This is a genomic window from Jannaschia seosinensis (assembly GCF_001408515.1).
Taxonomy (GTDB): Bacteria; Pseudomonadota; Alphaproteobacteria; order Rhodobacterales; family Rhodobacteraceae; genus Jannaschia; species Jannaschia seosinensis.
Genome location: NZ_CYPR01000023.1, coordinates 15,394 through 39,521 on the forward strand (window position 1 = coordinate 15,394; position 24,128 = coordinate 39,521).

Here is a 24,128-nt window from a genome sequence, read left to right on the forward strand (position 1 = left end):
TCGAGGACCAAGAGCTACCGGGTTGATCCTTCCAAGACAGAACTCTGTCCGTCCGCATCGAAATGGGGACGCCAGACATCCACGTCGCTCAGCGGCATAGACGTCCAGCGTGTACTCACCCCTACAGCGTCGACCGGCAGCGACGCCATTTGCTGCCACTCGACGGTTATAGAGTATGACGTTCAGGGGGGATCAGTCGGCAACGCTCTTGAACCTTGACCCGCCGCTCGCGCGCGGAACGGCGTGTTCAGCATAATCCAAGACGCGTTGCCGAATGCGGCTCAGGCCGCTCCGCCCTGATCCGAAGGGTTCCGAAACTCGCCGTCGTGAATGTGGTCGAGACGCGCCTGAAGGTCCCCGGGCAGCGTGTCCGGCTTGACCATCACCTTACCGTCATGGGCCGAAGCGATCTGATCGGGTCCTATCTCGACTTCGCCGTAGCCCTCGAAATGAACGACAAGCGTGTCGGGCCGGACCATGCGCACCGCACCGACACCGGTCTCGCCGTCGCGGATGAAGACCTCGTCTTCGGTCTGGATAGTGGACAGCGGCATGATTTTCTCCTTTCTTGCTAAGCGACAAGATACGCCGCGCAGATCAGTCGTCCAGCGCAGCCACCCTCTCGGCGAAGTCCTGCCCCCGTGCTTCGAAGCTGTCGTATTGGTCAAAGCTGGCCGCCGCGGGGGCGAGCAGAACGGTTTCACCCGGACGGGCCTCGGCGGCGGCGCGCGCGACCGCGGTCGCCATATCGGTGCAGACTTCCGCCTCGATCCCCGGCCCAAGCGCCAGCGCGAACCCCTCCGCCTCACGCCCGATCACATAGGCCTTGGCCACACGCCCGAGATGCGGGCGCAGGGCGTCGAGCCCGCCCTCCTTCATCAAGCCGCCACAGATCCAGCGGATGTCCTTGAAAGCCTGCAATGCCTGCGCCGCGGCGTCCACATTCGTCGCCTTCGAGTCGTTGACGAAGACCACCCCGCCGCGCTCCGCAATCCGCTGCGACCGGTGGGGCAAACCGGGGTAGGAGCGTAACCCCGCCTCGATGTCGCGCGGCCCGAGGCCCAGCGCGCGCGCCGCACCCCAGGCGCAGCAGGCGTTCTGATGGTTGTGCCGTCCCGGCAGGCCGGGCACATCGCGCAGATCGACCGAGGCTACCTGCCGGCCCATCCGCGTCTCCGCCAGCCAACCCTTGCGCACCGTGACCTGCCAGCCCGGTGCTTCGATCCGTCCTGTCGCCACCCGGATCACGCGCGGATCCCCGGTCGCCTCGGAGAGCTGATTGGCGAGGTAGCGGCCCTCGTCCTCGTCCACGCCGATCACTGCCCGCTCCGGTCCCCCCTCGGCAAAAAGCCGGCGCTTGGCCGCGAAATAACCGCCATGGCCGGCGTGGCGATCCAGATGGTCGGAGGAGAGATTGGTAAACACGCCGATATCGGGCGTCAGCGAACGGGCAAGGTCGGTCTGGTAGCTGGATAACTCCAGCACCACGATATCCGCTTCGCCCAGCGGGTCGAGGTCGAGGACCCCGCGCCCGATATTGCCTGCCAGATGCGCACGCTTATGCGCACGGATCAGCACGTGATGCAGCAGCGCCGCAGTCGTCGATTTGCCGTTCGACCCGGTGATCGCGACGACGCGCGGCGCTTCCCCCTCATGACCCAGTGAGCGGAAGAACAGGCCGATATCGTTGTCCACGGCCACCCCCGCATCCCATGCCGCGCGAATGGCGGGATGCGGCGCCGGATAAAGATGCGGAATCCCGGGGGAGGTGACGAGGCAGGCTATGCCATCGAACGCCCCCGCTCGCGTCAGATCGCGAAGCGCAAAGCCCTCCGCCTCGGCCGCCTCACGCCCCTTGGCGCCGTCGTCCCAAGCGACGACCTCCGCCCCCCCGGCCCGCAACGCACGCGCCGCCGTCAGCCCGGAGCGGCCGAGGCCGAGGACGGCGACGGTGTCGCCGACAAAGCCCCGAACGGGGATCATTGGGACGCTCCGGATTCGCCATCGATCAGGTGCATCCAAAACACACTCGAAACGCCCACGGATGACGCACCATCATGCAAGGCAGGGGCCGGGCATATCACCGGGCTCGTCGCTCGTCCCCCCCGATCCACAGGGACCGGACGGGGACGTGCGATGCGCACGTCGAAAGCGCAACCAATCATCATCTCAGAAACCGGGCCCGCAGAGAGCCGCCGACAACACGGCATCAGGCATCCGGCGCCTCCTCCGCCGCACGTATACGCAGCAGCTCCACCGCGCGCTCCGCATCTCTCTCCGGGACGAAAATATGGTCGTGATGGTGCCCCGCCACAATGTTGCAGGCGATGCCGCCACCCGCCAGCGTATCGGCCACGGCCGCCGTCAGCCCGACGCCGTCAAGGGCAGAGTGAACGTCGAGCGCGATCCAAGCCAACGGCGCCGAAGCATCGAGCCCCGCCGCCCGCGCCGCCGAAAGCGGCAGGATCAGCGACATGCCCTCCGTCTCACGCATGGTGGCGATCGCCGCCTCCCGCAGGTCCGGATCCTCGGACGTCGCGAAAACGAACGTCCCCTCGATCCTGCGCGGCGACATGTTCGCGATCATTGCTGTGGTATCCGCCATAGGTTCCTCCATCACCGCACCTTCAACGTCGCCAGCCCGATCGACGCGAGGATCAGGGCTATGATCCAGAACCGGATGACGACCTGCGGCTCGGCCCAACCCTTCTTTTCGAAATGGTGGTGGATCGGGGCCATCAGGAAGACACGTTTTCCGGTGGATTTGAAGTAGAGGACCTGGACGATGACGGACAGCGCCTCGACCACGAACAGGCCGCCGATGATCGCCCAGACAAGCTCGTGCTTGGTAATGACCGCGATCGTTCCCAACGCCCCGCCCAGCGCGAGCGACCCGGTATCGCCCATGAACACCGCCGCCGGCGGTGCATTGTACCACAAGAACCCGAGGCCCCCTCCGATCAGGCCCGCGGCGAAGATCAACATCTCGCCGGTTCCCGGCACGTAATGGACGTCAAGGTAGTTGGTGAAATCCACGCGCCCCACCGCATAGGCAATGACGCCCAACGCTCCTGCGGCGATCATCACCGGCATGATGGCCAGCCCATCGAGGCCATCGGTCAGGTTCACCGCATTGGCCGACCCCACGATGACGAGCATCGCGAAAGGCACGTAGAACCAGCCGAGGTTCAGCAGAACATCCTTGAGAAACGGGAAGGCCAGCTGCGCGGAAAGCGGTTCGGGATGGGTGACGAGCGCGACAACCCCCGCGACCAGCGCGATGACGAAACCCACCGCAAGGCGCACCCGGCCGGGCACGCCCTTGTGGTTGCCGGCCGAGACCTTGGCGTAATCATCCACGAACCCGATCGCCCCGAAGGAAATCGTCACCATCAGGACAAGCCAGACATACGGGTTGTCGAGCCGCCCGAACAGCAGCGTCGCGACCGTCACCGCCCCGAGGATCAACACGCCGCCCATGGTGGGGGTGCCGGCCTTGACGAAATGCGTCTCGGGACCGTCGGTGCGGATCGGCTGCCCCCTGCCCTGCCGTCGGCGCAGCAGGTCGATCAGCGGCGGGCCGAACAGGAACCCGAAAAGGAGCGCCGTCAGGAATGCGCCCCCCGCGCGCACGGTGATGTAGGTGAACAAATTGAGCAGGCCGCCCGCAGCGGGGTCGGAAAAGGTGGAAAGCCAGTAGAACATCGCGTTTATCCTTTATCGCCCTGCGCCCGCAGCCCGTCGACCAGCACGCCCATGCGCATCGACAGCGACCCTTTGACGAGAACCGCATCGCCGGGCGCGACCGCGTCCCGCAGCGCGGCCGCCATTGCTTCGGCGTCCGGGGCATGATGGCCTCGCCGGTCCGGCGGCAGCGCGTCATGCAGGTGTTGCATCAGAGGCCCGACCGTATGCACGACGTCGACGCCCGCCATCGCGGGATGGTTGGCCAGTGCCGCGTGCAGATCCGGGCCGGTGGGACCAAGTTCCCGCATGTCCCCCAGCACGGCGACTCGGCGCGCGCGGACTGGCACCTCCGCCGCAGCCAGCAGGTCGAGCGCGGCGCCGACGGATGCCGGGTTCGCGTTGTAAGCGTCGTCGATCAGGTCGAGAGCCGGGCGATCGGGGTGCAGACGCACGGCATGGCGGCGCCCGCGCCCCTCCGGCGGGGTCCAGTCGGCCAGCGCCAGCGCAGCCTCTGCCACATCCGCGCCAAGCGCGTGCGTCGCGGCGAGGACGGCGAGCGCATTGACGGCGAAATGCGCACCTGGCGCCCCGACCCGGTACATGATCGAACCCAGCGGCGTTTCGGCGGCGCAGGCCGTGCCATCGGGACCGGACCGCGCATCGATCAGGCGCCAATCGGCCGCCTCGGCTCGCCCGAAGGAGATCCGCGTTCGCCCCTCGGGTACGGCCCCGGCGAGGATGTCGACAACTTCCAGATCGGCGTTCCAGATCGCGCATCCATCCGGCGTCAGACCCTCGAAAATCGCGGCCTTCTCGCGCGCGATGCCGGACAGCCCATCGTCGAAGGCCTCCAGATGGACAGGCGCGACATTTGTCACCACCGCAACCTGCGGCCGCGCCTGACGGGTGAGGGGGGCAATCTCTCCAGGGTGGTTCATGCCAATCTCGATCACGGCAAAGTCCGCGTCGGGCGGACAATTCGCCAGCGTCAGCGGCACACCCCAGTGGTTGTTGTAGGACTTGATCGCGGCATGCGTCCGACCTTGCCGCGACAGGCAGTGCCGCAGCATGTCTTTCGTGGAGGTCTTGCCGACGCTTCCGGTAACGGCGACGACCCGCGCCTGCGTCCGGGCCCGGCCCGCACGACCCAGCGCTTCCAGCGCGGCCTGAACATCGTTCACGACCAGAAGCGGAGCATCCGCGCAGCCCTCCGGCACGTGGGAGACGAGCGCGGCAGCAGCACCGGCATCCAGCGCGGCGCGCACGAAGTCATGGCCGTCGCGGGCGGCCTTGAGGGCGACGAACATCTCGCCGCCCCGGATCGCGCGACTGTCGATGGCGAGCGGGCCGGTCGTCCAAACGCCATGAGCGCGCCCCCCGGTCGCCGCCGCCGCGTCCGATGCCGTCCACAAAGTCATTCCCGCCCCTCCAATGCGGCGACGGAAAGCGACGCCTGCTCCGCATCGTCGAAGGGCAGGACCATGTCGCCGACGATCTGGCCGCTCTCGTGCCCCTTGCCCATGACGAGGAGCGCGTCGCCCGGCTCCAGCATGCCGGCACCGCGCAGGATGGCCTCGGCCCGGTCGCCGATCTCGACCGCATTTGGCGCGCCTTCCATCACGGCGGCGCGAATGGCCGCAGGATCCTCGGAGCGGGGGTTGTCGTCGGTGACGATCACCACCTCGGCATTCTCGGTGGCGGCCCGGCCCATCAACGGACGCTTCCCACGATCGCGATCGCCGCCCGCACCGATCAGTGCCACGATCCGGCCCATCACGTGCGGGCGAAGCGCGCGCAGCGCGGTGGCGACCGCGTCGGGCGTGTGGGCGTAGTCCACGAATACCGCCGCGCCATTCTCGCGCGTGGCGGCCAATTCCATGCGTCCTCGAACCCCTATCAGCGTCGGCAGCGCGGAAAACGTCGCCTCCGCCTCCTCGCCCGCACCGATCACGAGACCGGCGGCCAGCAGCGCATTCGCGGCCTGGAACCCGCCGATCAGCCCGAGGCGCGCGGATCGGGCGCGGCCTTGCCAACGGAACAGAACCTCCTGCCCCGTCGCATCGAAGCGCTGTCCGGTCAGGCGGATGCGCGCCGCCTCGTTCGCGCCGATGCCGATGACCTCCTGGCCCCGCGCCTCGCAGGCGGCGGCAAGGTCGGGCCCCCGCGGATCGTCGAGGTTGATGACCGCCACACCGTCCCCGGGCAGCAGCCGGTGAAACAGCCCTGCCTTGGCTTCGAAATAGGCTTCCATCGTGCCGTGATAATCGAGGTGGTCCTGCGTCAGGTTGGTGAACCCGGCCGCGGCAAGCCGCACCGCCTCCAGCCGCCGCTGGTCGAGCCCGTGGGACGACGCCTCCATCGCGGCATGGGTGATGCCGAAGGAGGCCATCTCCGCCAGCAGGCGGTGGAGCGTGATCGGCTCGGGCGTGGTGTGGGCGGCGGGGGCATGGAAGGCGCCCTCGACTCCGGTTGTGCCGATATTGACCGCCTGAAGCCCCAGCCGGTCCCAGATCTGGCGCGTGAAGCTGGCCACGGAGGTCTTGCCGTTGGTGCCGGTGACGGCGACGACCACCTCGGGCTGCGCACCCGCGAAGAGCGCGGCGGCGAAGGCGAGCGCGGCGCGCGGATCCTCGGCCACGATGACGGGAGCCGCGACCGCGTCGAGCATGGTGGCCCCCGCGCGATCGGTCAGGACCGCAGCCGCCCCGCGCGCCACGGCGTCGGGAGCGAAGCGGGCGCCGTGGGCCTTACTGCCGGGTAGCGCGGCAAACAGATCGCCGGGCCGCACATGCCGGTTGTCGACGGCCAGCCCGGTGACGCCGAGATCCGCGTGATCCTGCGCCACGGGGCCCGTCAGGCCCAGCTCGCCGAGTGTTTTCTGCATCGCGCTGTCCTCCGACCGGTCTGTGCCGCACAGGCCCTACGCCCGGCCATTCACGGCGTCCATCGGCCTGTCCGTTTACCGCAGCGCGGCCTGTGTCAGATATGCACCGAGCGTCTCGGCCTCCGCCCCGAAATCGGGCCGCATCCCCATGAGCGGCGCGATCCGCCGGATCACTTCGGCCGCGACGGGCACGGCGGTCCAGCCGGCGGTGCGGCGGTTTTCGCCCGCGGCAAAGATTTCCGGTTCGTCCAGCGTGACGACGATGACATATTCGGGATCCTGCGCCGGAAAAACGCCTGCGAACGTGGTGATGACCTTGTCCTCGTAGTAGCCGCCGGTCGGGCTGGGCTTGTCGGCGGTCCCGGTCTTGCCCGCCACCTGATAGCCCTCGACCTCGGCCAGCGAGGCGGTGCCGCGCGTGACCACCTGGCGCAGCATCTGGCGCGCGCCAGCCGAGACGCGGTCGCTGACGATGCGCGACCCCTGCGCGGGCGGCACTTCGCGGGCAAGGAGCGTGGGGACGACCCGCGTGCCGCCGTTGAGAAGTGACGCATACGCTGTCGCGAGGTGCAGCGGCGAAGCCGAGAGGCCGTGGCCGTAGGAGACGGTCGCGGTGGTGATGTCGGGCCAGCGTGACGGCGTGATAGGCCGGGCACCGGGTGCCTCAGTCAGCTCCACAGGCGAGGGCTCGAAGAAGCCCAGCGATTCGAGGAAAGCCCGCTGCCGCGTTGCACCGATGGCCAGCGCCATGCGGGCGGTGCCACGGTTCGAGGACTGCACGATCACGTCCGTCACCGAAAGCTGCTTGCCGTAATCGTGAAAGTCCCGGATCGGAAACCGGTTCACCCGAAGCGGCGACGTGTCGATCATCGTGTTCGCGTTGGTCAGGCCCAGTTCCAAAGACTGGGCGGCCGCGAAGATCTTGAACGTCGAGCCCAGCTCATAGACACCCTGCACCGCCCGGTTGAAGAGCGGATTGTCCCCCGGATCGCCTTCGATCGCGGGGCGCGGCCGCTCATTGGGATCAAAATCCGGCAGCGACGCGATCGAAACGATCTCGCCGGTATGGACATCCATGATGATGGCGGCGGCACCCTTGGCATCCGTCAGCTTCATGCCCGCAGCCAGCACCCGCTCCACGGTGGTCTGGACCGACAGATCGAGCGACAGGCGCAGCGGCGCCCCCTCATGCGTGGGGTCGGAGAGATAGTCGTCGAACACAGCCTCGACACCCGCCACGCCCATGATCTCGGCGGCGCGCACGTCCTGTGCGCCATAGCGGGCGCCGCCGAGGACGTGGGCCATGACCGGGCCGTTGGGATAGACGCGCATCTCGCGCTCGCCGAAGAGAAGTCCCGGCTCGCCCAGATCGAAGACGGCCTGCTGCTGCTCCGGCGAGATGTTCCCCTTTATCCAGAAGAACTTGCGATCCGACGTGAAGCGCTTCTCCCACGTGTCCGCATCCATGTCCGGAAAGATCGCCGCCAGACCATGGGCCGCGGCGACGGGATCTACCATCAGGTGCGGCTGGGCGTAAAGCGCACGCGCGTCGACATTGGTCGCCAGAACCCGGCCCGCGCGATCGGTGATGTCGGCGCGATCGTTGACGATGGCGGCGCCGGCGCGGCTCCCCGTCCGGGGCTCCTGCGCATCCGAAGCGGCGATCGTGCCCATCTTGAGACCGACCACCGCAAAGCCCGCGACGAAGCAGGCGGCGGTGAATTTGAGCCGACGCTCGGCGCGGGCGCGCACCCGCTCGGGCGGTTCGCGGCGCGCGGACGTTGCCGGCTCCGGCCTCGGTGCGGCGGGTCCCTGAACGCGCACGAACGGATCGGTGGCATAGGTGGCCCTGCGGCGGCGGAAGAGGCGAAGAAGATTCATGGAAGTTGCTCTCCATCTCCGGCCAGCGTCGGCGGCGTGATGACGCGCGGGGCGGCATTGGCACCGTAGACGTGGTTCATGATGATGACACCGTCGACCTCGTCACCCAATTCGACATCCGCCCAATCGGCGGCAGACGGTGCCTCGGGCGGGGGCGGCGGCGCGAGCGGGGGATAGCCGACCTGCTCGGCCAACGCGTAATGCGCGGGCGTCAGCGCCATGAGGCCCAGACGCTCGAAATTCATCTCCGCCAGCGCATGCAGGCGGTCGGGACGGTTGAGATAGGCCCATTCCGCACGCAGCATCGACATCTCCTGATGGAGCGCGCCGATCCGGCGTTCGAGCTTGGCAACCTCACGTTCCGTCGCGCGGGTCTCGTAGCCCTGATCGTAGGCCCAGTAGGCCAGCCCGACCAGCGCGACGATGGATGCGGCGTAAAGTACGGCCCTCATCTCTGCCCCCCCAGTCTGACAGGTTCGGGCAGACCCAGCACACGGCGCTCGATCCCGCCGGAGGGGGCGTCCGTGCGGCGCGCGATTCTCAGACGGGCGGAGCGGGCGCGGGGGTTGCGGGCAATCTCCGCCTCGCTCGGGGCGATCGGCTTCTGCAAGGCGTCGAAGGCGGGCAGCCGGGCGGCCCGTGGCGCGGCGTGGCGCGATCCGCCCCCGCCGGTATCGGCACGGTCGGCGAGGAAGCGCTTCACCGCACGATCCTCGATCGAGTGGAAAGTGACGACCGCAAGCCACGCCCCGGGAGCGAGCGTCCGCTCCGCCGCCTGCAGGCCATCGGCCAATTCCCCGAACTCGTCGTTCACCGCGATGCGCAGGGCCTGGAACGTGCGCGTGGCGGGGTGGCTTTGGCCCGGCTTCGGGCGCGGCAGGCTGGCGGCGACGGTCTCGGCAAGGTCGTGGGTTGTCATAAAAGGAGTTTCGTCGCGGCGACGGACGATATTGCGTGCAATCCGACGCGCGGCGCGCTCCTCTCCGTAGCGGTGGAGGATGTCGGCGAGCGCGCTCTCCTCCATCTCGTTGACCAGGTCGGCCGCCGTGGGCCCCTCATCGCCCATGCGCATGTCGAGCGGGCCATCGCGCATGAAGGAGAAGCCGCGATCGGCACGGTCGAGCTGCATCGAACTGACCCCGAGATCCAGAACGACGCCACCATCGACGCGGACACCGACGCCTTCGGCCGCCTCGTCCATCTTCGAGAATACGTTTTTCACAAATATGACCCGCCCGTCCGCGAAATCGCCCGCCCAATCGGCCGCCATGAGGTGAGCCAGCGGATCGCGGTCGAGACCGATCACCCGATCCGCGCCCGCCTCCAGCAGCCCCCGCGTGTATCCGCCGGCGCCCATGGTGCCATCCAACCACGTCCCGCGAATCGGGGCGAGCGTCTGCAAGATCGCATCGAGAAGAACGGGCAGATGTGGCTGTGAGGACTCACTTTGCGGCAAAGACATGGCGATTATTCCGCTGCCGGACGCTTTTTGGGCAGACGGGCCGTGATTGGTGTGCCCTCGGGCAACTCATCGAGAACCGCGCGCAGGCGGCTGGTGGCCGCGACCGGCGCCTCGGGGGAGTGGATGCGAAAGGACGTGCCCCGACCCGCGAATGTAAGCTGATCGGTCACGCCGATCCGCTGACGCAGCGGTAAAGACAGCAAAAGACGGCCGGCATCGTCGATGCTGAGCGTCACGGCCAGCGTATAGAAATGCTCCTCCAGCGCCTCGCGGTCGGGGCTGCCTTCGTCGAGCATCTCGATACGGTTGCCGATCTCCTCGAGCTCCTTCATCGAATAGCAGGTGAAGTAGGGCACGCGGTCATCGCCGTAGCAGATCGTCACGCGCGGATTGGTGCCGGCATCGCGGTCGGCATCGCAGGCGTCGAGAACGCGCCGGAAATCGGCCGGGATCGAGACCCGTCCCTTCGCGTCCACCCTGTGGGTGTCATTACCTCGAAAGCGATGCTCCAACGTCTGGCCCCGTGCGGCGGCGGGTGGGCCCGCCGGATGTGGCCCCCGCCGGACCCGACCCCGTTTCGGGTGTCGGAACGAAGAAGGGCGGATCGGGAGTCTGCCAATCCCGATCCGCCCTGTGATCCCACCCCGACCTCCGTAGAGATCGGGGCGGGCGTCCTCTTGGCACGTGGTCACCTGGGGGGATGCTGCTCAACACGCGCCGGTTCGGATCTTTCATCGTCTACAGAGACGTCCTTGGGGGGTTGCCTGTTTTGACCTGCCTCATTTTGGGGTCTGAGGTCTTCGCCTCTTGCCTCCCCGTGCTCTGTGAGGATGTGATGCCATGAGCAGACGGGCCTGTCACCCACTTTATGCCACCTTGCCCCACAAATCTTATCCACACCCTGTGGGTGATTTGTGGAAAACAGACTAAAACCACCAGATGTGGTGCGAACAAAACAAGGCTTCCCGCAGGTTTATGGCCTTCCCCCAGGGCGTTTCGATCGGCAAAACGTGGCCGATCCTCCACATCCCACAGCCGTTCCGCAGGGGGTCTCGGGGGTCACTTTACAGGTGCCCCAACCTGCGGCAGGCCACCGCACCGCACGCGGATCTCGTGCCATCAAGGGCTTAGCCGAATTCCCGGCGATTCCGAATCGATACGGTGCGTCCGTCGCGACGAATCGTGGCGTGCCGGGTGTGATGCGCGCCCAACTTCCGGCGCGCAGGGGGACGAAGTGGAATCTCCGCCCACCTCCCGGTCAGGCGTGGCCGTTCTCCACCAGCCGCCGCGCCAGATCGGCAAAGGCCTCGGACATCGCCCCCTCCCCCGCCGCGATCGGAACGCCCCCATCGCCGGACAGCCGTGTCTCCAGATCGATGGGCAGCGCACCAAGGAACGGCAGTGACAGCCGCTCCGCCTCGGCGGCGACGCCGCCATGCCCGAACACATGCGCCTCGTGCCCGCAGGCGGGGCAGTGGAACGTACTCATGTTCTCCACCAGTCCAATCACCGGCGTCTTGAGTGTGGCGAACATGTCGAGCGCCTTGCGCGCATCAAGCAGCGCCACATCCTGAGGTGTGGAGACGACGATCGCGCCATCCACCACCGTCTTGGTGCCGAGCGTCAGCTGCACATCGCCGGTGCCGGGCGGCAGATCGACGATCAGGACATCGAGCGCACGGCCCGCATGATGCGTCCAATCCGTCTGCCCCAGCATCTGCTGAAGCGCGCCCATCAACATCGGCCCGCGCCAGATGACGGCCTTCTGCGGATCGACCATCAGGCCGATGGACATGAGCGTGACCCCGTGGGCCGAGAGCGGGATTATCCTCTTTCCATCCGGCGAGGCGGGACGGGCCGACACCCCCATCATTCGCGGCTGGGAGGGGCCGTGGATATCGGCATCCAACAGCCCCACCGCCCGCCCCTGCCGCGCAAGCGCCACGGCGAGATTGGCCGACAGCGTGGACTTGCCCACCCCGCCCTTGCCCGATGCCACGGCGATAACGCGCGCGACGCCGGGAACCCGGAGGGGCCCCTCCTGCGGCTTGGGATGGCCGCCGATCTTGAGCGACGGAGGCGCCTTCTCGGAGGTCGGCGCGGTGAGGACGGCCTGCACCCGCGCCACGCCCGGCACGCGTGCCACGGCCGCCTCGGCGGCGGCGCGCATCGGCTCCATCACCTTGGCGATCTCAGCCGACGGCGCCTCGACGACGAAGCGCACGACATCGCCCTCCACCGCAAGCGCGCGGATCATGTCGCGACTGACGAGCGTGCCGTCATCCGGAGTGCGGATGGTGTCGAGTGCAGCGAGAACGGCGTCGCGGGTTGTCATGGTCAAGGCTCCTTTGTCACCGAACTGGACCTGGATCGGCGGCGGGGCAAGACCAACCACGCGGCCAGCACCGCCCCCGCCGCCCCCGCGACCGTCAGCGTCGCGGGCAAGCCGAAGGGGCCCGCGAGCCAGCCGAGAAGCCCGGAGCCCACCGCCACCGCACCGATACCCACCACGACCCACAAGGACATGACGCGGCCACGCAGATCGTCGGGCAACGCCTCCTGCACGGCGGCCTGAAGCGAAACGCCGGTAAAGGTCGACGCGAAGCCGGCCGCCGCAGTCCAGAAGAGGGCGCCAGCCCAACTCTCCGATAGACCCAGCGCGGCAAGCGCGGCGACGCCGGCCACCAGAACCGCGCGCGTCAGCGGCGGAATTCCCCCCTGCCCGGCACCGACCGTCTTGGCCAGCGCGGCCACAAGCGCACCCGCCCCCGCCGCAGCGGTCAGGATGCCGAGCCCCTCGGCACCACGCTGATGGACGCCTTCGGCCATGACGGGCAGAAGCTCCAGATAGCCGCGCACGAGGATCGCCATCGCCGCCGTGAGTATCAATGCCTGTCGCGCAACCGGCGTGGCGGCGAGGAAGCGTGCAGCCTCCGCCAGTCCCTCGCGAACCGAAGCACGGGTACGTGTCGGCAGGGGGCGAGGATCCATCCAATGCACCGCGACCAGCATCGGTAGATAAAGCGCCGCCGACATCCACAGCGTCGCCACCGCGCCCACGGAAGCCAGCGCGAGCCCCGTCAGCACCGGCGCCGTCATCCGCCCCAGGTTGAAGTTGAGCGCCGACAGCGCGACGACATTGGGCACGTCGGGTCGGGGAACAAGACGGGGCCCAAGCGACATGCGCACGGGATGATGCGCCGCGGTGACAAGTCCGACCGCAATCGCCACGACGATCAGCCCCCACCGCCCCAGGCCCGGCCCGCCGGCAACGAGCGCGGCCAGCGCCAGCAGCACCGCCATCGAACCGGAAGTGAACAGCAGCGCACGGCGGATGTCGGCGCGGTCCACAAGCACCCCGAAGACCGGCCCCGCGAAAATCATCGGCGCAAGTCCCAGCGCCGCGACCAGCCCGACGAAAGGCGCCGAGCCCGAAACCTCCCACGCAAGCCATCCCAGAGTGACTCGCTGCGCCCAGAGCGCCTGGACCAAGGGAATTGCAGCGAAGAAGTACGCACGGAAGCCGATATGGGAGAGTGCACTCATGCACGTACCGCAACGTAAGGCCGTGTTACGACCCTAAGCTGGGCCGAAATATGTTTAAAATTAGAAGCTTCTGCTCCCCGCCATGCAAATGCTGCATAGCGGCATTGTCCGCTCGAAGGATTGTGCACCTGCGGCGACGAGGCCATGTTCAGTCCAACGAAACGAGACGCGAGCCGGCAATGGGGCTGGATCGCATGGGGCCAAAGCGGCCCTGATGAAAGGAAGACATCATGGCTACCACGACCTACGGCAACGCCACCGCCATCACCACCCTCCGCGAAAGCTTTGCGGCACGTATCGCCACGGCCCGCGCCAACCACGCCCGCTGGCGGACCTATCGTCGGACGCACGACGAGTTGTCGGCGCTTTCGGACCGCGATCTGGCCGATCTCGGCATGAGCCGGTCCGGCATCCGCGCGGTGGCCTACGAGGCGGCTTACGGCGCCTGACGGAATTCCCGCATTGCCCTCTCCTCCCTTGGGCAATGTGGGTAACGCGGCGGCGATCTCCTCCCGATCCAACCGCCGCACCTATTCCTGGCCTTTTCCTCCCATTGGGCCAGGATGTACCGGAACCCCTCTCCTCCCTTGGGGTTTCCGGTAGAACGAAGGCCGGCGGCGCCCCTCTCCTCCCAATAAGGGGCGTCGTCGGAACCTTTGGAAATTTTCCGGTTGCCACCCGTTACGGTCGCCCGAACGAAATTCGCGAAGCGGTCTCTCCTCCCTCGGCCGTGACGCGATCCCCGAGGCCGCCCTTCCTCCCAAGAGGCGGACCTCGATCAAAGAGACGGCGGCGCTTTTCCTCCCTTAAGCGTCGCCGTTTTCTGTTCCGCACCCCGTGAATGAACTGACGCTTCTGCATCATGCCCTGCCCGTCATCCGGCAGGTGAGCGGAGCGATGTCGTTGACGGGCCGTACCGCAGGTGACGCAGACCGTCCCGACCGGCATCCACTCGATTCGTCAGAACGGAACGTCAGCCTGATCCTCCGGAAGCAAAAACCGCCCGACGATCTTCTTTGTCCCGGACTTGTCGAACTCGACCTCGAGCTTGTCGCCCTCGACCCCCATGACCTCGCCATAGCCGAACTTCTGGTGGAACACCCGGTCCCCCTCGACGAAGGCGCTCACTGCGCTGGCATCGATGACGAGGTTCTTGGCCTCCGCAGGCTGGCGCATGGGCCGGGATCCGCGGGACTGCAGGCGCCGCCAGCCCGGCGAATTGTAGACGTCGGCCGAAGCCGCCTGCTCCTGAAGGTGGCTCTCGACACCGCCTCCCATGGCGGCCTGTTGCGCCGCGGCCATGCCAGATGCGCCAAACCCACCACCATAAAGACCCGGCGGCGTCAGAACCTCGACATGCTCCTCGGGGAGCTCATCAATAAACCGCGACGGCATCGCCGATTGCCACTGGCCGTAGACGCGACGGTTGGCGGCAAAGGAAATCGTGCAGACCTCTTCGGCGCGGGTGATCCCCACATAGGCGAGCCTGCGCTCCTCCTCCAAGCCCTTCATGCCGCTTCCGTCCATGCTGCGCTGTGACGGAAACAGGCCGTCTTCCCAACCGGGCAGGAAGACGACCGGGAATTCGAGGCCCTTGGCGGCGTGAAGCGTCATCAGCGTGATCTGCGGCTCGCCCTCGCTCTGCTCGTTGTCCATGATGAGCGAGACATGCTCCAGAAAGCCCTGAAGGTTCTCGAACCCCTCCAGCGCCTTGATCAGCTCCTTGAGGTTTTCCAGCCGGCCCGGCGCCTCGGGCGTCTTCTCGTTCTGCCAGAAGGTCGTATAGCCGCTCTCGTCGAGGATTTCCTCGGCAAGGCGGATATGGTCGCGCCCGTCCAGAAGTTCCGCGCGCCAGCGATCGAAACCGTCGCACAATTCCTTGAGCGCCGCGCCCCCCTTGCCGCCGATCGTCTTCGTGCGGACGCAAAGCTTCGCCCCTTCCAGAAGCGACACGCCGTTGGAGCGCGCCATACGCTGGATCGTCTGCTGCGCCTTTTCGCCGAGCCCTCGCTTGGGCGTGTTCACGATCCGCTCGAAGGCGAGATCGTCATCCGGGCTGATCGTGACGCGAAAATACGCCATGGCATCCCGTATTTCGAGCCGTTCGTAAAAGCGGGGGCCGCCGATCACGCGATATGGCAGGCCGATCGTCAGGAACCGGTCCTCGAATGCGCGCATCTGGTGGGCGGCCCGCACGAGGATCGCCATCTGATCCAGCGCGAAGGGCTTCATCCCGCGCGTGCCCGACTGCATCGCCTCGGCTTCCTCGCCGATCCAGCGCGCCTCCTCGTCACCGTCCCAATGGCCGATGAGGCGAACCTTCTCCCCCTCCTCCGCGACGGTCCAGAGGGTCTTGCCCAGCCGGCCCTTGTTGCCGGCGATGACGCCCGAAGCAGCGCCAAGAATATGAGGCGTGGAGCGGTAATTCTGCTCCAGCCGGATGATCTCCGCCCCCTCGAAATCCTTCTCGAAGCGCAGGATGTTGCCCACTTCCGCACCGCGCCAGCCGTAGATCGACTGGTCGTCATCGCCCACGCAGCAGATGTTGCGATGCCCGCCCGCCAGAAGCCGCAGCCACAGGTACTGCGCGACGTTGGTGTCCTGATACTCGTCCACGAGGATGTAGCGGAACCACCGGCGATACTGCGCCAGAACATCGTCGTGGGTCTGGAAGATCTGGATGACGTGCAGCAACAGGTCACCGAAATCGACGGCGTTGAGCGTCAGCAGCCGGTCCTGATACTCACGGTAAAGCCGCACGCCGCGCCCGTCAAACGCCTCCGCCTCGTGGGCTGGCACCTTGTCGGGGGTCCAGGCGCGATTCTTCCAGTGATCGATGATCCCGGCGAGCATCCGCGGCGGCCACCGCTTTTCGTCCATGCCCGCGGCTTGGATCAGTTGCCGAAGGAGGCGGTTCTGGTCGTCGGTGTCCAGAATGGTAAAGTTCGACTTCAGATGCAGGTCGCGCGTCCCCGTCTCGAGCAGCGGATCGGGAACCGTGCGGCCGATAAGTTCCGCATGCCGGCGCAACAGCTTGACGCAGATCGAGTGGAAGGTGCCGAGCCAAGGCATGCCCTCGGCCACTTCGCCCATCATGGCACCCACCCGATGGCGCATCTCGCGCGCGGCCTTGTTGGTGAAGGTCACGGCCAAAATCTCGTTCGGGCGCGCCTTGCCCTGCGCCATGAGGTGCGCGATCCGCGCAGTCAGGGCGCGGGTCTTGCCTGTACCCGCACCTGCCAGCATCAGGACCGGACCGTCGAGGCGCTGCACCGCCTGCATCTGGGCAGCGTTCAGACCGTCGAGATAGGGAGCCGGCCGCGAGGCCATTGCGCGGGCCGAGAGGCTCGCGGCCTCCATCGGGTCGGATTCGTACTCGTCCATACGGCGACAGATAGAGCGGGCGCGGAGCAGATGGAACCCCGCGTTCCCCTTGCGTTCACCTGCCGCGACGAACCGCCGTCCACGCGCGGGCGAGCCTCGCCGCACAGACGACGCGGACGGCCGCCCTGACCATCGCACGACGCAAGCCGAATCGCCCACAAAGCCCGATCATTGGCGAATGATCCGCCCCCGATCTTGCCGCGTCGCAGCACGGAGTCTACCAATCGGGAACCGACGGGAGGGACCAGATGGCCGAGTTCAAGAAAATCCTCATTGCCAACCGGGGCGAAATCGCAATCCGCGTGATGCGCGCGGCCAACGAAATGGGGAAACGCACCGTCGCCGTCTATGCCGAAGAGGACAAGCTGTCGCTCCACCGGTTCAAGGCGGACGAGGCCTACCGGATCGGTGAGGGCATGGGCCCGGTGGCGGCCTATCTGTCGATCGAGGAGATCATCCGGGTGGCCAAGGCGTCGGGCGCCGATGCGATTCACCCCGGCTATGGCCTGCTCAGCGAAAATCCCGATTTCGTCGATGCCTGCGCCGCCGCAGGCATCACCTTCATCGGCCCGAAGGCCGAGACAATGCGCGCTCTGGGCGACAAGGCCAGCGCACGTCGGGTGGCCATTGAAGCCGGCGTGCCGGTCATTCCGGCGACCGAAGTGCTCGGCGACGACATGGATGCCATCCGCAAGGAAGCCGGCGAGATCGGCTATCCCCTGATGCTCAAGGCATCCTGGGGCGGTGGCGGCCGGGGCATGCGCCCGATCAGGTCCGAGGACGAGCTTGAGGAGAAGGTGCTTGAGGGCCGCCGCGAGGCCGAGGCCGCGTTCGGCAACGGCGAGGGTTATCTCGAGAAGATGATCCTGCGCGCCCGCCACGTCGAGGTGCAGATCCTCGGGGACAGCCACGGCAACATCTACCACCTCTACGAGCGCGACTGCTCCGTCCAGCGGCGCAACCAGAAGGTCGTGGAGCGCGCACCCGCCCCGTATCTCAGCGAGACGCAGCGGGAGCATATCTGCGCCCTGGGCCGCAAGATCTGCGAGCACGTGAACTACGAATGCGCCGGAACGGTCGAGTTCCTGATGGACATGGATTCCGGTGAATTCTTCTTCATCGAGGTCAATCCCCGCGTCCAGGTCGAGCATACGGTGACCGAGGAAGTCACCGGCATCGACATCGTGCGTGCACAGATCCTGATCGCCGAAGGCAAATCCCTGACCGAGGCGACGGGCGTGGCTTCGCAATACGACGTCACGCTGGACGGCCACGCGGTGCAATGCCGGGTGACGACCGAGGATCCGCAAAACAACTTCATTCCCGATTACGGCCGGATCACCACGTACCGTTCGGCCACCGGCATGGGCATCCGTCTCGACGGCGGCACGGCCTATTCCGGCGCCGTCATCACCCGCTACTACGACAGCCTTCTGACCAAGGTCACGGCCTGGGCGCGCACGCCCGAGGCGGCGATTAAGCGGATGGACCGCGCCCTGCGGGAATTTCGGATCCGGGGCGTGGCGACCAACATTCCCTTCGTCGTGAACCTGCTGAAGCATCCGAAGTTTCTGAGCTACGAATACTCGACCAAGTTCATCGACGAGACGCCGGAGCTTTTCGACTTCCCCGTGCAACGTGACCGGGCGACGAAGATCCTTACCTACATCGCCGACATCTCGGTCAACGGCCATCCCGAGACCGAAGGCCGCCCCCGCCCCGCCCGCGACGCCCGTACGCCCCGGCCACCCGAGCGGTTGGTGGACACGCCTCCCGACGGCACGAAGCAGATTCTGGAGCGCAGCGGGCCGAAGGCGCTGGCCGAGTGGATGCTGGCGCAGGACCGGCTGCTTCTGACCGACACGACGATGCGCGACGGGCACCAATCGCTTCTGGCGACGCGGATGCGCTCGATCGACATGGTCCGCGTGGCGCCTGCCTATGCCACGAACCTCCCCGAATTGTTCAGCGTGGAATGCTGGGGCGGCGCGACCTTCGACGTGGCCTACCGGTTCCTGCAGGAATGTCCGTGGCAGCGGCTGCGCGATCTGCGCGCGGCGATGCCGAACCTGCTCACCCAGATGCTGCTGCGGGCCTCGAACGGGGTCGGGTACACCAATTATCCCGACAACGTCGTCACGAACTTCGTACATCAGGCCGCCGATACCGGGATCGACGTGTTCCGGGTGTTCGACAGCCTCAACTGGGTCGAGAACATGCGCGTCGCAATGGATGCGGTGATCGAGACGGGCCGCGTGTGCGAGGGGACGGTCTGCTACACGGGCGACCTGCTGGACCCCGACCGGGCGAAATACGACCTGAAATACTATGTCGGCATGGCCAAGGAGTTGGAGGCCGCCGGGGCGCATGTGCTGGGCCTCAAGGACATGGCGGGCCTGATGAAGCCGGCGGCGGCGCGCCTTCTTATCCGCGCGCTCAAGGACGAGTTGTCGATACCGGTCCATTTTCACACCCACGACACGGCGGGCATCGCCTGTGCGACGATTCTCGCCGCGACCGAAGCGGGCGTGGATGCGGCCGACGTGGCGATGGACAGCTTCTCCGGCAACACGTCGCAGGCGACGTTCGGCACGATCGTCTCTGCGCTCAAGGATGACGCACGCGACACCGGGCTCGACATCGCCGCCGTGCGCGGGCTCGACACCTACTGGGATGCGGTGCGTGCGCAGTATCTCGCCTTCGAAAGCGGACTGCAGGCGCCGTCCTCGGAGGTCTACCTGCACGAGATGCCCGGCGGCCAGTTCACCAACCTCAAGGCGCAAGCCCGCTCCATGGGGCTGGAGGAGCGCTGGCACGAGGTTGCGCAGATGTATGCCGACGTGAACCGGATGTTCGGGGATATCGTGAAGGTCACGCCCTCCTCGAAGGTGGTGGGCGACATGGCACTGATGATGGTGGCGCAGGGCCTGACCGTGAATCAGGTGCTCGACCCGAAGGTCGAGGTAAGCTTTCCCGACAGCGTGGTCGACATGATGCGCGGCAATCTGGGCCAGCCGCCGGGCGGATGGCCGAGCGCGTTGCAAAAGAAGGTCCTCAAGGGCGAAAAGCCCCTGACCGACCGGCCTGGCAAGCATCTCAAGCCCGTGGACCTGGAGGCCGTGCGCGCCGAAGTGGCTCAGAAGCTCGATTGCGAGATCGACGACGAGGACCTCAACGGCTACCTGATGTATCCCAAGGTCTTCAGCGACTACGCGGAGCGGCATGCGACCTACGGCCCCGTGCGGGCGCTGCCGACGCCGGTCTTCTTCTACGGGATGGAGCCGGGCGACGAGACCCATGCCGAGATCGATCCCGGCAAGCGGCTGGAGATCCGCTGCGTCGCGCGGGGCGAAACGAACCCGGATGGCGAAGTACGCGTGTTCTTCGAGCTCAACGGCCAGCCGCGCACGATCCGCGTCCCGGACCGGCGCGTCGCCGGAACCGCGGCCAAGCGCCCGAAGGCCGAACCGGGCAACGACGCGCATGTCGGCGCCCCGATGCCGGGCGTCATCGCATCGGTCGCGGTTCAGCCCGGCGCACAGGTCAAGAAGGGCGACCTCCTCGTGACGATCGAAGCGATGAAGATGGAGACCGGGATCCACGCCGACCGCGACGCTAAGATTTTGGGCGTTCATGTGACGCCCGGTGCCCAAATTGACGCAAAGGACTTGCTCGTGGAACTGGGCTGAGCGTCTGGACGGACTCATCTGCGGAACGATGCAGCGAACCGGCATGAACTAATGCCGGTTCGCGGACACAGCGCCTTGTTCTGGCCCCGGAATCTCCGTCCAAGTGACGCAGAGTGAGGTTAGCGGTCGTGGAAACGCACGATTGCGAGGACTGCCATGTCATTCGTTCCAGAAGCCGTATGCCGTTTCGCAGGTAACGAAAAAGGCGCCGTCACGGTCGAGTGGGTCGTCCTTGCCGGCGCCGTCACGGGGCTCGGCCTCGCGATGAGCGCCGTCATCAACGAAGGCTTCCTCTCCCTCTCCGGAACCGTCGACAGCGAATTGCGCGGCAAGAAATACGCCACCGCCGGCACCACCTATACCGACGGGTTCGATCACGGCGCCGGCGGCTGGGACAATGGCCGCGTCTCCGACATTCCCGGAATCGGAAACGTGCTGGGCCCGTTGCCACGCACCGGCGGGGCCGAATCGACAAGCCGCACCTTTTTCACCGATCCCGACGCGGCGGACGTCTCGTTCGAGTTCGACATGCTCGGGATGGACGAGCTCGAAGCCGACGATTCGAGCACGATCTACATCAACGGCGCCGCCGTCGGCTCCATCAGCGTCTCCGGCGGCCACGCCACCTTCACCGCCTCCGAGGGGAACGCGGAGCGCAACATCTCTGTGCGCACGCAAAATATCGACAGCGGCGTGAACCTTGGCGGGGGCTCCGCGCCCGACGCCCGCACCGCCGTTCAGGTCACGATCGGCAACGACGGCTCCGGTCAGGTCAGCATCGGCTTCGGCAGCGATACGAGCACCGGCGCAGACAACGAATCCTTCGCGGTCGACAACTTCTCGGCGCTCGGGATCGACGACGGCCTGAACAATTCTTCCACCGAGACGGGCGCGGGCGCCTGACCGCACGTCAGGTGCAAGATACTCGCCGAAAGGCTGCGTTTTTCACTTGCACCCGCTTTGCCGTTTTCCTATTTCCGCGTCACCGAAGCGGGCGGGCGTAGCTCAGGGGTAGAGCATTACCTTGCCAAGGTAAGGGTCGTGAGTTCGAATCTCATCGCCCGCTCCATTTCGGATCGTATGACATGCGAAAAGCCCTCGACCTAACGGTCGGGGGTTTTCGCATTCCGAGCGTCGGCAATCGGCCTTCCCCGCACGCCGCAGGCCCGCTAGACGAAGCGCATCCAACCCCGCCGGAGACCATTTCGATGCGCAAAGCCAGCCTGACCCGAAAGACCGCGGAGACCGACATTTCGGTCGCGCTGAACCTCGACGGCACCGGCCTGTGCGACATTCGTACAGGGGTCTCATTCTTCGATCACATGCTCGATCAGCTCGGCCGCCACGCGCTGATCGACCTGGAGGTTCGGTGCGACGGCGACACGCATATCGACGACCATCACAGCGTCGAGGATGTCGGCATCGCCATCGGACAGGCGCTGACCCAAGCCGTTGGCGACAAGCGGGGCATCCGGCGCTACGGCTCGTGCCTGCTGCCGATGGACGATGCGCTGGTACGTGCGGCGCTCGACCTGTCGGGACGCCCCTACCTCGCATGGGAGGTTCCGTTCACCGCGCCGCAGATCAAGGGATTCGACACGGAGCTCGTGCGGGAGTTCTTCCAGGCGCTCTCGACGCATGGGGGAATTTCGCTCCACATCGATGGGCTGCGCGGGATCAACAGCCATCACATCGCCGAGGCCGCGTTCAAGGCGGTCGCGCGCGCCCTCCGCGATGCGCTGGAGACCGATTCGCGCCGAGCCGACGCAATTCCATCCACGAAGGGATCGCTCTGACGTGCTCACGGTTCTGATCGACTACGACAGCGGCAACCTGCATTCCGCCCGCAAGGCCTTCGAACGTATGGCGCGGGAGGAGGATGCTGGCGCAATCCTCGTATCGTCCCGCCCCGAAGACGTCGCGCGTGCGGACCGCGTCGTCCTTCCCGGTGACGGCGCCTTCCCGGCGTGTCGACGCGGGCTGCGAGGATACGAAGGCCTCGACGAGGCGGTGCTGGAAGCGATCGACCGGCATGGCCGGCCGTTCATGGGAATCTGCGTCGGCATGCAGATGCTCGCCACGCGTGGGCTGGAATACGAAGAAGTCGCGGGCTTCGACGCCATCGGCGGGACCGTTCGGCGGATCGAGCCGGACGACCGGACGCTCAAGGTGCCGCATATGGGCTGGAACGACCTCGTGGTCACGGGCGCGCATCCGGTGTTGGAAGGCGTGCAAACGGGTGATCACGCCTATTTCGTACATTCCTACCAGATGGAGGTCGACGAACCCGCCGACAGGCTTGCCCATGTGGAATATGGCGGACCCGTCACCGCCATCGTCGGGCGCGACACGGTGATCGGCACGCAGTTCCACCCGGAGAAGAGCCAGCGGACCGGCCTGCGCCTCATCGGCAATTTCCTGCGCTGGACGCCTTGACCCCGCCTACTGAACCTTCACCCAGTTCTGACGCGCACAGATGAGCCCCCCGGCCACGCAGCCGCGCAGTGCCATCTGGTCGCCCGACAGCGCAATCTTGCCGAGATAGACCTTGTCGTTCGACGGCCGCCAGACCCGCCCCTCATAGGCCCCGCCGCCGACGGGGCTCATGTCGCGGACGATTTGCTTGCCGATACCCTCCGACCGATATTCGCCGTCCCTGTTGAAGGTGCGAGTGATCGTGCCGCAGTAATTCGTGCCGCAGGGCGCGATGGTGACATGGGCAAAGCTGCCATCGTCCACCTCGGTCTGCCAGACACCCTCGATTGGATCGGCCGCGGCCATGCCTGCCAGACCAAGCGCGGCGGCGAGCGTCAGTGCGAAACGTTTCATTGCGATATCCTTCCAGAAGCAGCACGAGCGTCGCGCATCGCACCCGCCCCTGTCCACCGTGACGTTCCGATAAAGATCGGAAAGCGTTGAGGGGCAATTAACCCGCATAATACCAACGGCATCATCCGCTGACCTTCGCCCAATCTCGGGAGGTTATCGAGGCGACCCGCTCCGGGATTGCGATGAGCGCGTTCCACGCCTCGCAGCAGGCGCCGACGATGGCGTCGTAGCTCTCGAAGACGCGGTTCGCGAGGTGGTTCTGGCGGAGAAATTGCCAGATGTTTTCGACCGGGTTCAGCTCGGGGCTGTAGGGCGGAAGCGTCAGTAGGGTGATGTTCGCCGGCACGACGAGCTCCCTGGAGCTGTGCCAGCCGGCGCCGTCAACGACGAGGATGGCGTGCGCGCCGGGCGAAACGTGCCGGGCGATCTCGGCGAGGTGGTCGCTCATCGCACCTGTGTTGGCGTAGGGCATGACAAGCGCGGCGCCGGTCGCGCGGGCCGGGCAGACGGCTTCTTTGGCTGCCGCCCGTGATGCAAGTAGCTTTTGACCCTTTTGACGTGTGATCGAGTGCGAACTTCTTTAAGGCCTCGATGTGCGGCACTTCCAGAAGCCGCGGGCCGATATGGTGATCTGCGGAGCGGGGCCAAATCTCCAAAACGAGCTCTTGGCTCTGAGCCAACTACTGGTTTCCCCATTCCAGATCTGTTCGATCGTTGCGCCCATTCAGGTCGTCGGCTTCTCACACTCCCCTTGGCACCGACGCTG

Annotated in this window: 19 protein-coding genes, 1 tRNA gene and 1 pseudogene; 6 read left to right on the plus strand and 15 right to left on the minus strand. The window is 66.5% G+C overall.

Annotated features, from left to right (window positions below; genetic code table 11):
* Nucleotides 1–281: 281 nt before the first annotated feature.
* The 12 genes from JSE7799_RS02370 to JSE7799_RS02425 form a co-directional block, all read right to left on the minus strand.
* The gene (locus JSE7799_RS02370) at nucleotides 282–554 is read right to left on the minus strand and encodes a hypothetical protein (RefSeq protein ID WP_055662175.1); all 273 of its coding nucleotides are present in this window, start codon (nucleotides 552–554) and stop codon (nucleotides 282–284) included.
* Between the two features lie 43 nt (nucleotides 555–597).
* Nucleotides 598–1,983, minus strand: coding sequence for a UDP-N-acetylmuramoyl-L-alanine--D-glutamate ligase (gene murD / locus JSE7799_RS02375; RefSeq protein ID WP_055662176.1), 1,386 nt, complete (start codon nucleotides 1,981–1,983; stop codon nucleotides 598–600).
* 226 nt (nucleotides 1,984–2,209) lie between these two features.
* Nucleotides 2,210–2,605 carry an ACT domain-containing protein gene (locus JSE7799_RS02380; protein ID WP_222101689.1) on the minus strand — a complete coding sequence of 132 codons (396 nt, stop codon included), beginning with the start codon at nucleotides 2,603–2,605 and terminating at the stop codon, nucleotides 2,210–2,212.
* Nucleotides 2,606–2,616: 11 nt separating this feature from the next.
* Nucleotides 2,617–3,705, minus strand: a complete 1,089-nt coding sequence (gene mraY, locus JSE7799_RS02385) for a phospho-N-acetylmuramoyl-pentapeptide-transferase (RefSeq protein ID WP_055662178.1) — start codon at nucleotides 3,703–3,705, stop codon at nucleotides 2,617–2,619.
* A gap of 5 nt (nucleotides 3,706–3,710) precedes the next feature.
* Nucleotides 3,711–5,105, minus strand: coding sequence for a UDP-N-acetylmuramoyl-tripeptide--D-alanyl-D-alanine ligase (locus JSE7799_RS02390; protein ID WP_055662179.1), 1,395 nt, complete (start codon nucleotides 5,103–5,105; stop codon nucleotides 3,711–3,713).
* Entirely contained in the window at nucleotides 5,102–6,571 is a 1,470-nt protein-coding gene (locus JSE7799_RS02395; RefSeq protein ID WP_055662180.1) for a UDP-N-acetylmuramoyl-L-alanyl-D-glutamate--2,6-diaminopimelate ligase, read from the minus strand. The genes JSE7799_RS02390 and JSE7799_RS02395 overlap by 4 nt, the downstream gene beginning before the upstream one ends.
* 75 nt (nucleotides 6,572–6,646) lie before the next feature.
* Entirely contained in the window at nucleotides 6,647–8,452 is a 1,806-nt protein-coding gene (locus JSE7799_RS02400) for a peptidoglycan D,D-transpeptidase FtsI family protein (RefSeq protein ID WP_055662181.1), read from the minus strand.
* Nucleotides 8,449–8,904 carry a cell division protein FtsL gene (gene ftsL / locus JSE7799_RS20820; RefSeq protein WP_186201815.1) on the minus strand — a complete coding sequence of 152 codons (456 nt, stop codon included), beginning with the start codon at nucleotides 8,902–8,904 and terminating at the stop codon, nucleotides 8,449–8,451. Before ftsL ends, JSE7799_RS02400 begins: the two co-directional genes overlap by 4 nt.
* Nucleotides 8,901–9,914, minus strand: coding sequence for a 16S rRNA (cytosine(1402)-N(4))-methyltransferase RsmH (gene rsmH, locus JSE7799_RS02410; RefSeq protein ID WP_055662182.1), 1,014 nt, complete (start codon nucleotides 9,912–9,914; stop codon nucleotides 8,901–8,903). Before rsmH ends, ftsL begins: the two co-directional genes overlap by 4 nt.
* Nucleotides 9,915–9,919: 5 nt before the next feature.
* Nucleotides 9,920–10,390 (minus strand): division/cell wall cluster transcriptional repressor MraZ, encoded by a 471-nt coding sequence (locus tag JSE7799_RS02415; protein ID WP_055662183.1) that lies wholly within the window; start codon nucleotides 10,388–10,390, stop codon nucleotides 9,920–9,922.
* Nucleotides 10,391–11,172: 782 nt separating this feature from the next.
* Complete coding sequence (locus JSE7799_RS02420) at nucleotides 11,173–12,249, minus strand: Mrp/NBP35 family ATP-binding protein (protein ID WP_055662184.1); 1,077 nt, start codon at nucleotides 12,247–12,249, stop codon at nucleotides 11,173–11,175.
* A gap of 2 nt (nucleotides 12,250–12,251) precedes the next feature.
* On the minus strand, nucleotides 12,252–13,460 hold the full coding sequence (locus JSE7799_RS02425) for an MFS transporter (protein WP_055662185.1): 1,209 nt from the start codon (nucleotides 13,458–13,460) through the stop codon (nucleotides 12,252–12,254).
* A 230-nt stretch (nucleotides 13,461–13,690) separates the two neighbouring features.
* Between JSE7799_RS02425 and JSE7799_RS02430 the strand changes: the two genes are divergently transcribed.
* A complete protein-coding gene (locus tag JSE7799_RS02430) occupies nucleotides 13,691–13,909 on the plus strand; it encodes a DUF1127 domain-containing protein (RefSeq protein WP_083480175.1) in 219 nt (72 codons plus the stop codon).
* Nucleotides 13,910–14,420: 511 nt separating this feature from the next.
* On the opposite strand, the gene JSE7799_RS02435 is transcribed toward JSE7799_RS02430, so the two are convergent.
* Nucleotides 14,421–16,844 (minus strand): ATP-dependent helicase, encoded by a 2,424-nt coding sequence (locus JSE7799_RS02435; RefSeq protein WP_055662186.1) that lies wholly within the window; start codon nucleotides 16,842–16,844, stop codon nucleotides 14,421–14,423.
* Nucleotides 16,845–17,092: 248 nt separating this feature from the next.
* Between JSE7799_RS02435 and JSE7799_RS02440 the strand changes: the two genes are divergently transcribed.
* The 5 genes from JSE7799_RS02440 to hisH all read left to right on the plus strand — a co-directional run bounded on the left by JSE7799_RS02440 (nucleotide 17,093) and on the right by hisH (nucleotide 22,969).
* Nucleotides 17,093–20,533: a pyruvate carboxylase gene (locus JSE7799_RS02440; RefSeq protein WP_055662187.1), complete on the plus strand. Its 3,441-nt coding sequence runs from the start codon at nucleotides 17,093–17,095 to the stop codon at nucleotides 20,531–20,533.
* Nucleotides 20,534–20,689: 156 nt separating this feature from the next.
* Entirely contained in the window at nucleotides 20,690–21,436 is a 747-nt protein-coding gene (locus JSE7799_RS02445; protein WP_055662188.1) for a hypothetical protein, read from the plus strand.
* A 91-nt stretch (nucleotides 21,437–21,527) separates the two neighbouring features.
* Nucleotides 21,528–21,602 (plus strand) — tRNA-Gly (locus tag JSE7799_RS02450).
* A 139-nt stretch (nucleotides 21,603–21,741) separates the two neighbouring features.
* Nucleotides 21,742–22,329, plus strand: a complete 588-nt coding sequence (gene hisB / locus JSE7799_RS02455) for an imidazoleglycerol-phosphate dehydratase HisB (protein WP_055662189.1) — start codon at nucleotides 21,742–21,744, stop codon at nucleotides 22,327–22,329.
* Between the two features lies 1 nt (nucleotide 22,330).
* The gene (gene hisH, locus JSE7799_RS02460; RefSeq protein WP_055662190.1) at nucleotides 22,331–22,969 is read left to right on the plus strand and encodes an imidazole glycerol phosphate synthase subunit HisH; all 639 of its coding nucleotides are present in this window, start codon (nucleotides 22,331–22,333) and stop codon (nucleotides 22,967–22,969) included.
* A gap of 6 nt (nucleotides 22,970–22,975) precedes the next feature.
* On the opposite strand, the gene JSE7799_RS02465 is transcribed toward hisH, so the two are convergent.
* Together JSE7799_RS02465 and JSE7799_RS02470 are read right to left on the minus strand one after the other, a co-directional pair.
* Complete coding sequence (locus JSE7799_RS02465; protein WP_055662191.1) at nucleotides 22,976–23,362, minus strand: DUF2147 domain-containing protein; 387 nt, start codon at nucleotides 23,360–23,362, stop codon at nucleotides 22,976–22,978.
* Nucleotides 23,363–23,483: 121 nt separating this feature from the next.
* Nucleotides 23,484–23,873 (minus strand): annotated as a pseudogene (locus JSE7799_RS02470) (transposase); the annotation flags it as partial.
* Between the last annotated feature and the right edge of the window lie 255 nt (nucleotides 23,874–24,128).

What these genes read in the sequence shown, in the direction of transcription:
- JSE7799_RS02370 (WP_055662175.1), bottom strand. Translation starts at nt 554, where the DNA reads ATGCCGCTGTCCACTATCCAGACCGAAGACGAGGTCTTCATCCGCGAC.
- murD (WP_055662176.1), bottom strand. Translation starts at nt 1,983, where the DNA reads ATGATCCCCGTTCGGGGCTTTGTCGGCGACACCGTCGCCGTCCTCGGC.
- JSE7799_RS02380 (WP_222101689.1), bottom strand. Translation starts at nt 2,605, where the DNA reads ATGGCGGATACCACAGCAATGATCGCGAACATGTCGCCGCGCAGGATC.
- mraY (WP_055662178.1), bottom strand. Translation starts at nt 3,705, where the DNA reads ATGTTCTACTGGCTTTCCACCTTTTCCGACCCCGCTGCGGGCGGCCTG.
- JSE7799_RS02390 (WP_055662179.1), bottom strand. Translation starts at nt 5,105, where the DNA reads ATGACTTTGTGGACGGCATCGGACGCGGCGGCGGCGACCGGGGGGCGC.
- JSE7799_RS02395 (WP_055662180.1), bottom strand. Translation starts at nt 6,571, where the DNA reads ATGCAGAAAACACTCGGCGAGCTGGGCCTGACGGGCCCCGTGGCGCAG.
- JSE7799_RS02400 (WP_055662181.1), bottom strand. Translation starts at nt 8,452, where the DNA reads ATGAATCTTCTTCGCCTCTTCCGCCGCCGCAGGGCCACCTATGCCACC.
- ftsL (WP_186201815.1), bottom strand. Translation starts at nt 8,904, where the DNA reads ATGAGGGCCGTACTTTACGCCGCATCCATCGTCGCGCTGGTCGGGCTG.
- rsmH (WP_055662182.1), bottom strand. Translation starts at nt 9,914, where the DNA reads ATGTCTTTGCCGCAAAGTGAGTCCTCACAGCCACATCTGCCCGTTCTT.
- JSE7799_RS02420 (WP_055662184.1), bottom strand. Translation starts at nt 12,249, where the DNA reads ATGACAACCCGCGACGCCGTTCTCGCTGCACTCGACACCATCCGCACT.
- JSE7799_RS02425 (WP_055662185.1), bottom strand. Translation starts at nt 13,460, where the DNA reads ATGAGTGCACTCTCCCATATCGGCTTCCGTGCGTACTTCTTCGCTGCA.
- JSE7799_RS02430 (WP_083480175.1), top strand. Translation starts at nt 13,691, where the DNA reads ATGGCTACCACGACCTACGGCAACGCCACCGCCATCACCACCCTCCGC.
- JSE7799_RS02435 (WP_055662186.1), bottom strand. Translation starts at nt 16,844, where the DNA reads ATGGACGAGTACGAATCCGACCCGATGGAGGCCGCGAGCCTCTCGGCC.
- JSE7799_RS02440 (WP_055662187.1), top strand. Translation starts at nt 17,093, where the DNA reads ATGGCCGAGTTCAAGAAAATCCTCATTGCCAACCGGGGCGAAATCGCA.
- JSE7799_RS02445 (WP_055662188.1), top strand. Translation starts at nt 20,690, where the DNA reads ATGTCATTCGTTCCAGAAGCCGTATGCCGTTTCGCAGGTAACGAAAAA.
- hisB (WP_055662189.1), top strand. Translation starts at nt 21,742, where the DNA reads ATGCGCAAAGCCAGCCTGACCCGAAAGACCGCGGAGACCGACATTTCG.
- JSE7799_RS02465 (WP_055662191.1), bottom strand. Translation starts at nt 23,362, where the DNA reads ATGAAACGTTTCGCACTGACGCTCGCCGCCGCGCTTGGTCTGGCAGGC.